Origin of the sequence: Campylobacter sp. B0100352/1 (assembly GCF_020135855.1) — a bacterium.
Taxonomy (GTDB): Bacteria; Campylobacterota; Campylobacteria; order Campylobacterales; family Campylobacteraceae; genus Campylobacter_D; species Campylobacter_D taeniopygiae.
The window spans coordinates 1-12,474 of the sequence record NZ_JACHTP010000013.1 but is presented as its reverse complement, the minus strand read 5'-3'; the positions used below and the strand labels follow the sequence as shown (position 1 = coordinate 12,474).

The 12,474-nt window shown below is 30.5% G+C and carries 13 protein-coding genes and 4 tRNA genes; 7 read left to right on the top strand and 10 right to left on the bottom strand.

Annotated elements, in window-relative coordinates; genetic code table 11:
* Positions 1-48: 48 nt before the first annotated feature.
* Positions 49-1,434, bottom strand: a complete 1,386-nt coding sequence (locus tag H2279_RS04930) for a dicarboxylate/amino acid:cation symporter (RefSeq protein ID WP_337195806.1) — start codon at positions 1,432-1,434, stop codon at positions 49-51.
* 200 nt (positions 1,435-1,634) lie between these two features.
* Here H2279_RS04930 and H2279_RS04925 point away from each other — a divergent pair, with 200 nt between their 5' ends.
* On the top strand, positions 1,635-2,678 hold the full coding sequence (locus H2279_RS04925) for a type II asparaginase (RefSeq protein ID WP_337195805.1): 1,044 nt from the start codon (positions 1,635-1,637) through the stop codon (positions 2,676-2,678).
* Positions 2,679-2,704: 26 nt separating this feature from the next.
* On the opposite strand, the gene H2279_RS04920 is transcribed toward H2279_RS04925, so the two are convergent.
* From H2279_RS04920 to rsmA, 3 genes are read right to left on the bottom strand one after another with little or no spacing between them, the layout of a single operon-like run.
* Positions 2,705-3,466, bottom strand: coding sequence for a pseudouridine synthase (locus tag H2279_RS04920; protein WP_137623859.1), 762 nt, complete (start codon positions 3,464-3,466; stop codon positions 2,705-2,707).
* A gap of 3 nt (positions 3,467-3,469) precedes the next feature.
* Positions 3,470-5,461, bottom strand: a complete 1,992-nt coding sequence (locus H2279_RS04915; RefSeq protein WP_337195804.1) for a ribonuclease J — start codon at positions 5,459-5,461, stop codon at positions 3,470-3,472.
* Positions 5,442-6,230: a 16S rRNA (adenine(1518)-N(6)/adenine(1519)-N(6))-dimethyltransferase RsmA gene (gene rsmA / locus H2279_RS04910; protein WP_337195803.1), complete on the bottom strand. Its 789-nt coding sequence runs from the start codon at positions 6,228-6,230 to the stop codon at positions 5,442-5,444. Before rsmA ends, H2279_RS04915 begins: the two co-directional genes overlap by 20 nt.
* 87 nt (positions 6,231-6,317) lie before the next feature.
* On the opposite strand from rsmA, the gene H2279_RS04905 reads away from it, so the two are divergent.
* Together H2279_RS04905 and rlmN are read left to right on the top strand one after the other, a co-directional pair.
* Positions 6,318-6,863 carry a phosphorylase family protein gene (locus tag H2279_RS04905; protein WP_337195802.1) on the top strand — a complete coding sequence of 182 codons (546 nt, stop codon included), beginning with the start codon at positions 6,318-6,320 and terminating at the stop codon, positions 6,861-6,863.
* 14 nt (positions 6,864-6,877) lie between these two features.
* A complete protein-coding gene (gene rlmN / locus H2279_RS04900) occupies positions 6,878-7,948 on the top strand; it encodes a 23S rRNA (adenine(2503)-C(2))-methyltransferase RlmN (RefSeq protein ID WP_337195801.1) in 1,071 nt (356 codons plus the stop codon).
* Between the two features lie 167 nt (positions 7,949-8,115).
* On the opposite strand, the gene H2279_RS04890 is transcribed toward rlmN, so the two are convergent.
* The 3 genes from H2279_RS04890 to H2279_RS04880 all read right to left on the bottom strand — a co-directional run bounded on the left by H2279_RS04890 (position 8,116) and on the right by H2279_RS04880 (position 8,905).
* On the bottom strand, positions 8,116-8,391 hold the full coding sequence (locus tag H2279_RS04890; protein ID WP_137623867.1) for a hypothetical protein: 276 nt from the start codon (positions 8,389-8,391) through the stop codon (positions 8,116-8,118).
* Positions 8,391-8,705: a hypothetical protein gene (locus tag H2279_RS04885; RefSeq protein ID WP_137623868.1), complete on the bottom strand. Its 315-nt coding sequence runs from the start codon at positions 8,703-8,705 to the stop codon at positions 8,391-8,393. The genes H2279_RS04890 and H2279_RS04885 overlap by 1 nt, the downstream gene beginning before the upstream one ends.
* 123 nt (positions 8,706-8,828) lie before the next feature.
* Positions 8,829-8,905, bottom strand: a tRNA-Met gene (locus tag H2279_RS04880).
* 83 nt (positions 8,906-8,988) lie between these two features.
* Between H2279_RS04880 and H2279_RS04875 the strand changes: the two genes are divergently transcribed.
* The 4 genes from H2279_RS04875 to H2279_RS04860 all read left to right on the top strand — a co-directional run bounded on the left by H2279_RS04875 (position 8,989) and on the right by H2279_RS04860 (position 10,264).
* Positions 8,989-9,076 (top strand) — tRNA-Ser (locus H2279_RS04875).
* A 218-nt stretch (positions 9,077-9,294) separates the two neighbouring features.
* Positions 9,295-9,370: transfer RNA gene (locus tag H2279_RS04870), tRNA-Ala, on the top strand.
* Between the two features lies 1 nt (position 9,371).
* Positions 9,372-9,447, top strand: a tRNA-Val gene (locus tag H2279_RS04865).
* Positions 9,448-9,631: 184 nt separating this feature from the next.
* The gene (locus H2279_RS04860) at positions 9,632-10,264 is read left to right on the top strand and encodes a hypothetical protein (protein ID WP_137623869.1); all 633 of its coding nucleotides are present in this window, start codon (positions 9,632-9,634) and stop codon (positions 10,262-10,264) included.
* Here H2279_RS04860 and H2279_RS04855 read toward each other — a convergent pair whose 3' ends face one another.
* From H2279_RS04855 to queF, 3 genes are all read right to left on the bottom strand, one after another.
* Positions 10,265-11,245 carry a Gfo/Idh/MocA family protein gene (locus H2279_RS04855; protein ID WP_337195800.1) on the bottom strand — a complete coding sequence of 327 codons (981 nt, stop codon included), beginning with the start codon at positions 11,243-11,245 and terminating at the stop codon, positions 10,265-10,267.
* Complete coding sequence (locus H2279_RS04850; RefSeq protein ID WP_337195799.1) at positions 11,229-11,873, bottom strand: outer membrane beta-barrel protein; 645 nt, start codon at positions 11,871-11,873, stop codon at positions 11,229-11,231. Before H2279_RS04850 ends, H2279_RS04855 begins: the two co-directional genes overlap by 17 nt.
* A gap of 126 nt (positions 11,874-11,999) precedes the next feature.
* Positions 12,000-12,383, bottom strand: coding sequence for a preQ(1) synthase (queF, locus tag H2279_RS04845; RefSeq protein WP_337195798.1), 384 nt, complete (start codon positions 12,381-12,383; stop codon positions 12,000-12,002).
* Positions 12,384-12,474: the final 91 nt, after the last annotated feature.

Sequence of the window (12,474 nt, the reverse complement as noted above, 5' to 3'; positions counted from 1 at the left end):
CTTATAAATTCTTTGAAAAAATTTTAATTCTACCTAAAAATTTATATTTTAATTTTCTTGATATTTTTTCATGTCTAAATTTTTCATTTCTTTATCTGTTATAAGACTTACAACCATAGCTCCTGAAACATTGCTACAAGTTCTTGCCATATCAAGTATAGGATCTATAGCTAAAATGATAGCCAGTAAGGCAAAATGACTTTGCATTCCAAGTCCTGAAAGCATAACAGAGATGATCATTATCGTGATACCTGGAATTCCAGCGATACCAAAAGAAGCAATGATACATAAAGCAATCGTTATTAATATTTCACTCATACCCATAGGTATATTTAAGGCATGAAACATAAAAACAGCAATCATTCCTGCATAATATCCGGCACAACCATTCATTCCCATAGTTGTTCCAAGACTTGCAACAAAAGAAGCATTAGTATGAGTAACGCCTAAATTTTGAGTTAAAGTAGAAATGGTAACCGGTAAAGTTCCTGCTGAACTTCTTGAGCTAAAGGCCATCAATAAAGCCGGCAAAGCCTTTTTAAAATACATAAAAGGATTTAACCCATGAAGCAATAATAATAACGCATGTAAAATAAAAACAGCCGCAAAAGAAACATACAGCAAAGCTATAAAATAAATTGAATCAATAAGCACCTTATAGCCATTTAAAATCAAGGCATTAGCGATCATTGTAATGATAAAATAAGGCATGATTTTTATCACATAAAAACTGATCTTCATGATAACTTGATGTAAAAAACTAGTCAATAAAGAAAAAATTCTAAATCCACGATTTTCTTTTAAACTTCTTACCCCAAAAGATAAAATAAAAGCAAAGATAATCACCCCTAAAATATTGTTTGAATTCATAGCGCTGATGATATTATTTGGGATTAAATTTAAAATGATCTCATCTAAACCTTTAAGTTCGTGAAGATTTTTTGAATTTGATGCAAAAGCTATGTTATTTCCAAGATTTGCAACCATTGCAATACAAATTCCAATACAAGCTGAAATGCCCGTTGAAAATAAAAACCAAAAAAAAGCACGAGAAAACAAAGATTTTATTTGAATCTTTTCATCTAAATGTATCAAAACATGGATTAAAGAAATAAATACCAAAGGAATGACTAAAAGCCTTAAAATGCTTATATACAAAGTGTTTAAAAAATTCATCCAAATATGAATTTCATAAAACCAACGTAAAGAATTTGAAGAACTAAATTTTGATATTTCTTCATTAGGAAAACCTGCTAAATAAAGTAAAAAATACCCTAAAGCAAAACCAAAAATTAAAGAAATTGCCATGATTAAATAAAATTTTAGTCTTTTTTTGAAAAATTTGAGCAAGGCAAAAAGACAAACAATTAAAATAATGAGTAAGAAACTTTTAATTTGGGATAAATGAAAAAAATTAATTAAAAAATTTTCCATAAAAAACCTCTAAAAATGTTATTTTGCAACCTGCAAACTTAAAGGGGCAAATTATAGCATTAAAAATTTAAAAATCAATTTTATTATTTTTTATAAATGAGTAAAAATACTTTCTTAATTTTTAAATATTTAGTTTAAAATTTATTTATTTTTATTTAAATTATATTATAATTTTTAAATATTTAAAAAAGGAGGAAGGTATGAAAAATATTATTTCATTAATAGTATTTTTGCTATTGAGTGTTAGTTGCTTAGAAGCTAAGCCAAAAATTGTGATTTTAGCAACCGGTGGGACTATAGCTGGTTCGATTGATAGCGAACTTGAAACAACGGGATATAAAGCCGGAGTTATAGGCGTAGAAACCCTAATCAAAGCTGTTCCTCAAATCAAAGATATCGCACAAGTAAGCGGAGAGCAAATTGCTAATATCGATAGTTCTAATATGAATGATGAAATTTGGTTAAAATTAGCCAAAAAAATTAATGAATTGCTTAAAAAAGATGTGGATGGTATTGTAATCACTCACGGAACTGATACCATGGAAGAAACAGCTTATTTTTTAAATTTAACCGTAAAAAGCAATAAACCTGTTGTCTTAGTCGGTGCTATGCGTCCAGCAACTGCTATGAGTGCGGATGGCCCAAAAAACCTTTACAATGCTGTAGCTTTAGCAGCTAATAAAAATGCAAAAAATAAAGGCGTGATGATCGCAATGGATGATAAAATATTAGGCGCAAGAGGAGCAGTTAAAACCCATACTCTTAATGTTGATGCCTTTACTTCACCTGATTTTGGAAATTTAGGTTATATAGTTGATGGAAGAGTCTTTTTCTACAATACAATCTCGAAGGATCATACTACAAAAACTCCTTTTGATGTTAGCAAATTAAAAACTTTGCCAAAAGTTGATATACTTTATACTTATTCCAATGATGGAAGTGGTGTTGCAGCTAAGGCTTTGTTTGATAATGGGACTCAAGGTTTGGTTATAGCAGGAAGTGGAGCTGGAAGCATCCATGAAAACCAAAAAGAAGTCTTAAAAGATTTAATGAAAAAAGGATTAAAAGTAGCTGTAAGCACTAGAGTGGTTGCAGGATCTGTAGCAGTCAGCAAAGATGATCAGAACTTAGGTTTCATCAGTGCCCAAAATTTAAATCCTCAAAAAGCAAGGGTTCTTTTGATGTTGGCTCTTACAAAAACTCATGATAGTGCCAAAATTCAAAAATATTTTGAAAAATACTAAAATATTAAAAAGTCCGAAAGGGCTTTTTAATATTTGATTTCATTGGATTTTAAAAAATCTCGTAATTTATCATATTCTCCATTTTCCAAATAACGATATTTTCCGGCTTTTAAAACACCTAGATCCAAAGCCCCAAAAGCCACACGCTTAAGATCCATTACTTCTAAATCAAAATGCCCAAAAAATCGCCTAAGTTCTCTATTTTTACCTTCATTGATCACTACTCTTAATTTGGTATAACCTCCACTAGAGCCAAAAATTTCAAAATCCAAAAAAGGAGAAAAAGTCATAGAGGTAATTTTAGTTTTTGCATGAGCGCCTTTTTTTTCATTTTTTATCTCTAAGCCATTTTGCATAGCCTCTATAACTTGTTTATTCACCACGCCTTTAACTTTAAGATAATATTCACGTTCCAAATCACTATGCATTAAAGCATCGGCTATAACAGGAGAGTCCGTTAGCAAAAGCAAACCTTCGCTTGCAAAATCAAGTCTTCCTACGCTAAGCCAAGTATTAAATTGTCTTGGCAAAGTATCATAAATCGTCTTTCTTCCACGATCGTCTTTTTTGCTGACTATTTCACCTTTTTGTTTATGATAAATGATGACACTAAATTGCGTTCTTTTTTGCAATCTTTTTCCTTTTAAAAAAACCTTGTCATCAAATTTAACCTCATCACTTAAAAGGGCTATTTTATTATTGATTTTTACTAAGCCCTGTTTAATCAGCTCATCAGCCTCACGACGAGAGTAACGACTATTGTGTGATATAAATTTATTGATTCTCATTGATCACATCACAAAAATAGTTGGAACTATGGTTGGATATTTTTTAATTTTTCTAAAAATATGTTTTCTAAGCACTTGACGAATTTGATTTTCTAAAAATCTCGGATCATTTAAAATTTCATCTTTTACATTGGCAAAAAATTGACTCAAAACATCTGCCATTTCTTTAGAAAAAGCATGATCGTGTTTATCAGCCACAAGTCCATAACTAAAAACTCTAGGTTTATTAATAAGAGTTTTTGTTGCCTTATCAAGTTGAGCGATGATCACAACTATACCATTATCTGCTAAATTTTGACGATCAATAACAACATCATCGGCAATTTGCTTATTGATTTGATTATCTACAAAGACTTTACCAGTTTTAACCGTTTTAACACGCTTGATATATTTTTGGCAAATTTCAACTTGATCCCCATCGCTCATAAGATAAATATTTCTTTCTGGAATTCCACATTTCATAGCTGTTTCTTTATGCTTTAAAATATGATTATATTCTCCATGTACTGGCAAGAAAAATTTAGGTTTTACAAGCGTTAGCATTAATTTTTGCTCTTCTATACTTGCATGACCACTTACGTGAATTTCGCTGAATTCTTGATACGCAACCTTAGCTCCCGCTTTCAAAAGATAATCAAGCACCGCAGAAACATTAGCTTCATTGCCTGGGATTGCCTTAGCAGAAATAATAATCTGATCTGTAGGTTTGATTTTGATGAATTTATGCTCATCTGTTGCCATTCTATAAAGCGCACTCATAGTCTCACCTTGACTACCTGTGGTTACAATCAAAACTTCATTGTCTTTAAATTTATTCACCTCATCTGCATCGATAAAAATTTTACGATCAAGTTTAATATAGCCAAGCTCCATAGCTGTATAGAGATTTCTTTCCATAGAACGGCCTATTACGCAAACTTTTCTTCCGTATTTTAACCCGTAGCTGATCGCTTGAAAAACACGGTGTATATTTGAACTAAAAGTACTCATTATCACTCTGCCTTTAGTCTTAGAAAAAATTTGATCAAAAGTTGGCCCTACTGAACTTTCGCTTTTAGTATAACCTTCTTTATAAGAATTGGTACTATCACTCAAAAGGCATAAAACACCCTCTTCTCCATAATAAGCCAAACGATTTAAATCACTAGGATAGCCATCGATTGGAGTTTGATCTATTTTAAAATCTCCTGTATGGATAATCGTTCCTGCATCGGTTTTAATCGCTAAGGCTGAAGCATCGATAATAGAATGTGTAATATGGATCCATTCTACACTAAATTCACCTATTTCATAAACCTTTCTTTTCTCAACCGGTCTAAACCATTTTCTTTCAGCTTTAAGATTGTGTTCTTCAAATTTATTTGAAATCATTCCAAGAGCTAAAGGTGTAGCGTAAATAGGAAATTGAAATTCTTTGAAAAAATACGGCACAGCTCCTATATGATCCTCATGTGCATGAGTGATAACAATACCTTTTATTTTATCTTTAATTTTTCTAATATAACTAAAATCAGGTATGATGATATCTACCCCGTGCATAGTCCCATCTGGAAAACTCATACCGATATCTACAATAATTGCTTCATTATTTGTTTCAAAAACAGTGATATTTCCACCAATTTCACCGAGTCCCCCAAGGGGAATAACGCGGATTTTATGTTCGCTAGAGTTATTGTATTTTAAAGGGTGCAAACGATTTTCATGTGAAACACGATTAGCTTCTATACATTCTGCAAGAGCTATTTGCCAATCTTCATTTCCACTAAGTTTAGAAGGCAAATTGCGATTTCTTTTTTTTCTTTTTTCTTTAGATTCTTCATCAGTATTTTTAAAACCAGCACTAGCTTTTTCATTTGAATTTTTCAAATTCACCTGATCGGATGCTTCATTATCAGAATCTGTTGTTTTTTTCTTGCGATTTTTGAATTTATTATAAAATCTATTTTTCTTTGTTTTTACAGAATTTTCATTATTTTCATTGTTGTTTTCGTTCATAGTCTTCCTTTACTCTTTCGTAAATTTTAAGGTATGAATCAACGCAAATTTCATGTGGCCTTGAGTTTAATTTAATTTCCAACTCTTTAAAAATTTCTTCCAATTTTATCTTATGGTTTTTTAAATTCCCCATAAGCTGTTTTCTTGGAGATTTGAAACATTCTTTTAAAAATCTCTTAAAAGTGTCGATATGGCAAAAATCTTTGTATTCCCTAAATTTAGTCATTTTTATCACCGCTGACATCACCTTAGGCGGTGGAGAAAAATATTCAGGACTAACATCAAAAAGTATTTCGCAATCACAAATAACAGCGCTTAAAATTCCCAAAGCTGAAAAATCTTTCTCTCCATGCTTAGCACAAAATTTCAACGCCATTTCTTTTTGTACCATTACTATTAAGCCCGAGCAATTTTCATCTTCTAAAACTTTCAAAATCAAATGACTTGCTATATAGTAAGGTAAATTAGCAACTAAAAAATACTTCTTTTCATCTAGACATGCAATTTCGCTTGCATCTTTATGAATTAAATTAAGCCTTCCGCACTCTAATTCTTTTTGAAATTTATTTTGCAAAATAGGGATAAGATCTGAATCAATCTCATACGCTTTTACATTAGAAATTTTCAAAAGTTCTTGCGTTAAATCACCTAAGCCAGGCCCAATTTCTACTATATTTTTTACACCATTGGGTATGGCTTGGATGATTTTATCTAATATGCTTTTATCATTTAAAAAATTTTGTCCGTAATGTTTTTTTGCTTTTACCATGATTGAACTTTTTATTTTAACCAAAAATTCTTAATTTTAAGTCTTATTTAGTTAAAATTATACTAAAAATATATTTAGGAGAACTTTATGATTGTTTGTGCTGGTGGTAATGAAAATTTTTCTTTTGCTAAAAGTATAGGAGTTGGGCTTATAGAATCGGGTATTAATTTAACAGAGCTTTGCTTAAAAGAAAAACCTAAAGATCTGCTTTTTATAGGAAGTTGTGGAATTTATGATAAAGGTGAAATTCTTGGAATTTATGAAAGTTCCCATGTTTTCAATATAGAATATTCTCAAATCAGTGAAAATTTTTATACCCCAACACTTAATGAAATTCATTTTAATACTAATATTGAAAATGTTTCACAAGAAACATCTTACAAGATCAATTCTTCAAATTATATTTGCCAAAATACTTCTGCGGCTAAAAAATTAGCTGAATTTGGATTAGATTTTGAAAATATGGAAGTTTTTTCTGTCTTTAGTGTTGCGAAAAAATTCAATATTCAAGCAAAATGCATTTTGTGTGCGACAAATTTTTGCAATGAAAACGCACATGAAGATTTTATAAAAAATCACAAAAAAGCCAAAGAAAAATTAGAAAATTATTTAAAAGAACACAACTATATTTAATCAAGGAAGATTATTTGGACAAACCTATTAATATCTTAGATTTTCTTCCTGAAGAATTGGAAGATAAAATTCAACCAACGTTTCGCGTGAAACAAATTTATCAATGGATCTATCAAAAATACGCCGATAGCTTTTTAGAAATGAGTTCTTTGCCTAAAAATTTAAGAGAAGAATTAAATAAAGAATATTATTTCGATGCTCTAAAATGCGTCTTTAAAGAAAAAAGCAAAGATGAAAGCATAAAGTATCTTTTTGAATTAAAAGATGGCTTACGCATAGAAAGCGTTTTATTGCCGATGAAAAAAGAAAAATTTGATGAAGAAGGCAAAAGAATAGCTCATGCAAAATTTACAATCTGTGTTTCATCTCAAGTAGGATGTAAAAGCGGATGTAGCTTTTGCTTGACTGCAAAAGGCGGACTTAAAAGAAATCTTAGTGCTGGAGAAATTGTTGCACAAATTCTTTACATTAAAAAAGATAATCAAATTCCTTACGAAAGAAGAATCAATATAGTTTATATGGGCATGGGCGAACCCCTTGATAATCTTAAAAATGTCGCCAAAGCAGTTAAAATACTCTCTTGTAATGATGGTCTAGCTATCAGCCCTCGCAGACAAACCATTAGCACAAGTGGCTTAGCTAAACAAATAAAAGAATTAGGCAAAATGAATTTAGGAGTACTCCTTGCTATATCCTTACATGCGGTAAATGATGAGCTCCGTACGGAATTAATGCCGATCAATAAAGCTTACAATATCGCCGCTATCATGGAGGCAGTCAAAGAATTTCCTATAGATCAAAGAAAACGAGTGATGTTTGAGTATTTATTGATTGATAATGTAAATGATAAAATAGAACACGCTAAGGAGCTTGTTAAGCTTTTAAATGGTATCAAGGCTAAAGTAAATTTGATACTTTTCAATCCTCACGAAGGAAGTTTATATCAACGCCCTAAATTAGAAAATGCTATCAAATTTCAAGATTTACTCAGTCAAAAAGGTGTCACTTGCACCATAAGAGAAAGCAAAGGTCTTGATATTTCAGCGGCTTGTGGGCAATTAAAAGAAAGGGTAAAAACACCGTGACAAGTTTAGATATTTTTGAAATTATTTTTGTATCAGCAGTGGTAATTGTTGGCTTTTTTGGAATGGCTTGGGTAATTTTTAAAGACAAAACAAATAAAAACTAATTCTATCTCCCAAATAGACTAATTAATACTCCACTTTATCCAAATTAAAAATAAATGATAAAATCATTTATTTTTAATTATTTTCAACCAAAGCTGATTTGATCTTGGAAATTCTATTTTTTGAAGTTGCTTGAGAATTTTTTTGAGTTCTTTATCATCCAAATTTAAAAATTCTTTACAAAAGAAACCTTCCTCAAAAACATTGAATCTTTCATCTGATATTTTTTGAACTTTTATAGCTCTGTCTTTTTTTGAAGTTTGAAAAATCAAAATATCCAAAGTATTGATTTGCTTTAAATTTTTAAAACAAATTTGAATAAAATCTTTATTTTGTATCATTACACTACTTTTGCTATTTCTTTTGTAAAATCAGCCTTGATCAAAGTCTTAGAAATATAAAAAATCCTAATATCATCTCCATCAAAAATATATGCCAAACGGTAAGCTTGTTTAGGTAACTTTAGCTTATACTCATAAATCGTTTTATCTTTGTATTTATAGCCCTTAACTTGTTTTATTTTATGCGGAGCTTGATTTATAAAGGTTTTTGTATTTTCACAAATAATTTCACAAATAGATTCTTTATCCATTTTTAAATGTGAAAAAAATTTTTCCAAATATGAATTATTTTCTAAAATAATATTTTTTTCCATGGCCTATTTTTAGCATAAATTACTTAAAAATTAGCAAAATTATAAGAACTCTTTAAATAAATTAACAATTATAAAACAAATATTTAAAATTTGTTAAATTATATTGAGATAAATTTGGAGAAATGGTGTCAAGGGGGAGACTTGAACTCCCGACCTCCGGCTTATGAGACCAGCGCTCTAACCAGCTGAGCTACCCTGACAAAAAGTTTTTAAGTCAAAATTATAGCTTTTTTTTCTAAAATTTTTCTTTATTCTGAAAAATTTTAGCTATAATAACGATTTTAGACAGGTGTCCGAGCGGTTGAAGGAGCACGCCTGGAACGCGTGTAAAGTGCAAGCTTTCGAGGGTTCGAATCCCTTCCTGTCTGCCATTGATCAAACTTATGCCGATGGTAAAGTTATCAAAAACTTACCTAAATATTTATAAAAAAATTAATCAATAAATTTAATCAAACTATTTTTGTTATTAAAAGCCAATCAAAAAAATTTTACAAATATTCCAATAAAATTGCAAAAAATTTAATTTTTACTTAAAATTTTCAGGCAAAAAAAAGTAATATTTTACTAAAATTCAAATTTCTTAAAACAAGGGGCATTAGCTCAGCTGGGAGAGCACAACGCTGGCAGCGTTGGGGTCAGCGGTTCGAACCCGCTATGCTCCACCATGGTTCCGTAGCTCAGTTGGTAGAGCACTACCTTGACATGGTAGTGGTCGTTGGTTCAAGTCCAATCGGAGCCACCATTTTTTAAAACTTTTAATAATCTTTATTTGATCATTCTAGTATAAAATGGATTAAAATAAATTCTCATTAAAACGATATAGTAAATTAGTTATGATATAATTTAGTTTTAAAAATATAAAAGCTAATTTGATATTTTAAAGAAAAATTTTTCAAAATCAACCCTTTAACAAGAAAAGGATTTTTATGTTAAAAGAATTACTTGAAATTAAAAAAGAAATGGAACCCATTATCCATGAAGCCAATGTCAAACTCAATGTTTTAGCAAGAGAGGTTATTGTTCGCAAAAAAGAATACGAAATTTACGGCCCTATGGTTGATCGCGTATATCTTGATAATGCAATTTATGTCAAAGTAATGTCAAGCGGGCGTGATACAAAAAGCGATAACGTTCAAATAAAAAATGGTTTTTACATGGTTTTTGTTGCTCCAGAAAAAGAAAGTACAAAAGATATAAAAAATAAACTCAAAGTTGCTTATGAGGGACTTGATAACAAATTCATCTCTTCTTTGATCCGTTCTTGCCAACGTTTTAAAGAAATTGTCAATAAAACTCAAGCGACTTTAGCCAAAGCTTCTCAAATGAATGTTTTAATCAAAACCAATCTAGGTGAAGCCAGTGCCGCGCTTAAATTTAATATCACTATAGAATACACCAAAGATAATCAAAAGCTTTCGCGTGAAAATTCAAAATCCGCTGGAAGTTTTAGAGATACAAAAACTGCGATTAATCTTGTTGTGGATAAAAATACAGAATCAAGAATTTGTGAAAAATTGCTTGATGATGTTGAAAAATATTTTATCGGTGGGGGTAGTTGATCACTCGCCGATAAATTTCACTCCCATTTTTTCACGCACCCTATCCATCAAATTCATCATTTTTAAAATTTCTTCATGATTCATTTCATCACATTCTATTTTATTTTGTTCTAGGGCTTTAAAACAGGCCTCAAATTCGTATTCAAAACCATTGATTTGACTTGGCACGAGACAATCTTTTATTAACTTTCTTTCTTTATCGTAAGCTTTTATAGAACTTGGATTGTTGATATTATCGACGCAAATATAACCTTTTGTTCCATTTATAACGCCTTTTCTATCACTAATAGCAGCTACACTTGAATTTAAAAAAGCAAAAGCACCCTTTTGAAATTCTAAGATAATCCCATTGCTTTCATCCACACCACTAGGCATTTTTTTACACGTTGCAATAATATTTTTAATTTCATCTTTTAAAAAACTAAGAGCAAAATTAAGTGTATAAATTCCTACATCAAGTAAAGCACCACCACCAAGCTCTAAACTTGTTATGCGGTTTTTATGTGTAACATTGTAGGCTAAATTTGCTTCTATGCTAACTATTTCGCCGATTAAATCTTTTGCCAAAAGATCTTTAATGATATCTATATAAGGCATATAACGCGTCCAAATTCCTTCAGCTAAAAGCACATTTTTAGCCCTTGCTAATTCCACCACCTCTTTAGCCTGTTTGAAATTTAAAGTGAAAGATTTTTCGCAAAGCACATTTTTATGATTTTCAAGACAAAGCTTTATATGATCATAGTGTAAAGAATGTGGGGTGTTGATATAAACAAGATCGATATTTTGATCTTTAAGTAATCCTTCATAATCAGTATAAAATTTTTCAAAACCATGCGTCAAAGCAAAATCTTTTGCACGGCTTAAAGATCCCACCGCATACGGGTGGAATCCTGCTTGTTTTAGCATCGGTGCGATTTTGTTTGCTATAGATCCAGCACCTAAAAAAGCGATATTTTTTCGCTTAGAATTTGTAAGCATATCCTAGATATACACCATAATTTGTTTGCTTAGGATCATAAAAATTAGATCCAATTGTACTTTGGTAGAAATTTCTAGAATTATAACGAATTTGTTCTGCCTTAACGCCAAACTCTATTTCATTGCGTGGAGTAAGTTCATAAAGAGCACCCAATTTCGCTCCATAAACAAAACCATCAAAATTCTGAGATAGAGATAAAAACGATGTTTTTAGATCGATATTAGTTTTTGCATAACCAGAATACACACCTAAAACCGCCCTTGTATTTGTGAAAAGCTTTGGAGTGAAATCATAGCCTAATAAAAACTTATGTGTCGTAAAATCGCCCTCTATTTGAATTTTTGGAGTTTTAATCAAATCATTAAATTCGTCAGAATAATTATAAGCGGCATAAATTCTATGTGATTCATTGAAACGATATCCAGCTCTTAATCCAAAATTAGGGATATTTCCTGACACATCTCCATTGAAAGTCATACCTGTTAAATTATGCTTAAGATCACCTTTTACATTAGAATGCATCCAAGCAGCATCAGCTCCTATGAAAAATCCTGATTTTTCATCCGCTAAAGCTATATTAGCAAACAAGCACACACCGGCAACTATACTCAATAATTTTTTATCCATGTCTTCCCTTAAAATTTTAATCAATCTAAAATTTTTTAGATTTATAAATTATATAATTTTAATATTTAATATCATATTTATTTTAGAAAAATTTTAAATTTTTATTAAAAAATGGGAAGATTCTACTCACTTAGGTACCACCATATCACTGCGGCATTCTATGACTGTATGCACATTTCCACGTGGATTGAAGTCCCCTACAACTTTGATCCATTTTGGTTTGAGTTTATCTTTTAAGGTATTGTAAATTTCATTGATACTTGCTTCATGTGAAACATTTCTATACATGAAAGTATTGATATAAAGTTTTATAGCTTTAAGTTCAACGACGAATTGATCCGGTATATACTCAAGATATATCGTTGCAAAGTCAGGATAACCACTCCTAGGACAACAACACATGAATTCAGGTAAAGTGATCTTTATGATATAGTCATTTTTAGCATCATTGGGCCAAATTTCCATATTATCTACATTAAATTCTTTGATTTCTTTTTCACCATAACGCATTTATTTTTCCTTACAATAAATTTAAAAATTCAAATTATAGCAAATTTCATTCTTGCAAAAAATATTATCAAGCTTATATTGCCTTTGATCA

What these genes read in the sequence shown, in the direction of transcription:
- H2279_RS04890 (WP_137623867.1), bottom strand. Translation starts at nt 8,391, where the DNA reads ATGATACAAAATAAAGATTTTATTCAAATTTGTTTTAAAAATTTAAAG.
- H2279_RS04860 (WP_137623869.1), top strand. Translation starts at nt 9,632, where the DNA reads ATGTTAAAAGAATTACTTGAAATTAAAAAAGAAATGGAACCCATTATC.
- H2279_RS04930 (WP_337195806.1), bottom strand. Translation starts at nt 1,434, where the DNA reads ATGGAAAATTTTTTAATTAATTTTTTTCATTTATCCCAAATTAAAAGT.
- H2279_RS04915 (WP_337195804.1), bottom strand. Translation starts at nt 5,461, where the DNA reads ATGAACGAAAACAACAATGAAAATAATGAAAATTCTGTAAAAACAAAG.
- H2279_RS04885 (WP_137623868.1), bottom strand. Translation starts at nt 8,705, where the DNA reads ATGGAAAAAAATATTATTTTAGAAAATAATTCATATTTGGAAAAATTT.
- H2279_RS04905 (WP_337195802.1), top strand. Translation starts at nt 6,318, where the DNA reads ATGATTGTTTGTGCTGGTGGTAATGAAAATTTTTCTTTTGCTAAAAGT.
- H2279_RS04850 (WP_337195799.1), bottom strand. Translation starts at nt 11,873, where the DNA reads ATGGATAAAAAATTATTGAGTATAGTTGCCGGTGTGTGCTTGTTTGCT.
- queF (WP_337195798.1), bottom strand. Translation starts at nt 12,383, where the DNA reads ATGCGTTATGGTGAAAAAGAAATCAAAGAATTTAATGTAGATAATATG.
- H2279_RS04925 (WP_337195805.1), top strand. Translation starts at nt 1,635, where the DNA reads ATGAAAAATATTATTTCATTAATAGTATTTTTGCTATTGAGTGTTAGT.
- H2279_RS04920 (WP_137623859.1), bottom strand. Translation starts at nt 3,466, where the DNA reads ATGAGAATCAATAAATTTATATCACACAATAGTCGTTACTCTCGTCGT.
- H2279_RS04855 (WP_337195800.1), bottom strand. Translation starts at nt 11,245, where the DNA reads ATGCTTACAAATTCTAAGCGAAAAAATATCGCTTTTTTAGGTGCTGGA.
- rsmA (WP_337195803.1), bottom strand. Translation starts at nt 6,230, where the DNA reads ATGGTAAAAGCAAAAAAACATTACGGACAAAATTTTTTAAATGATAAA.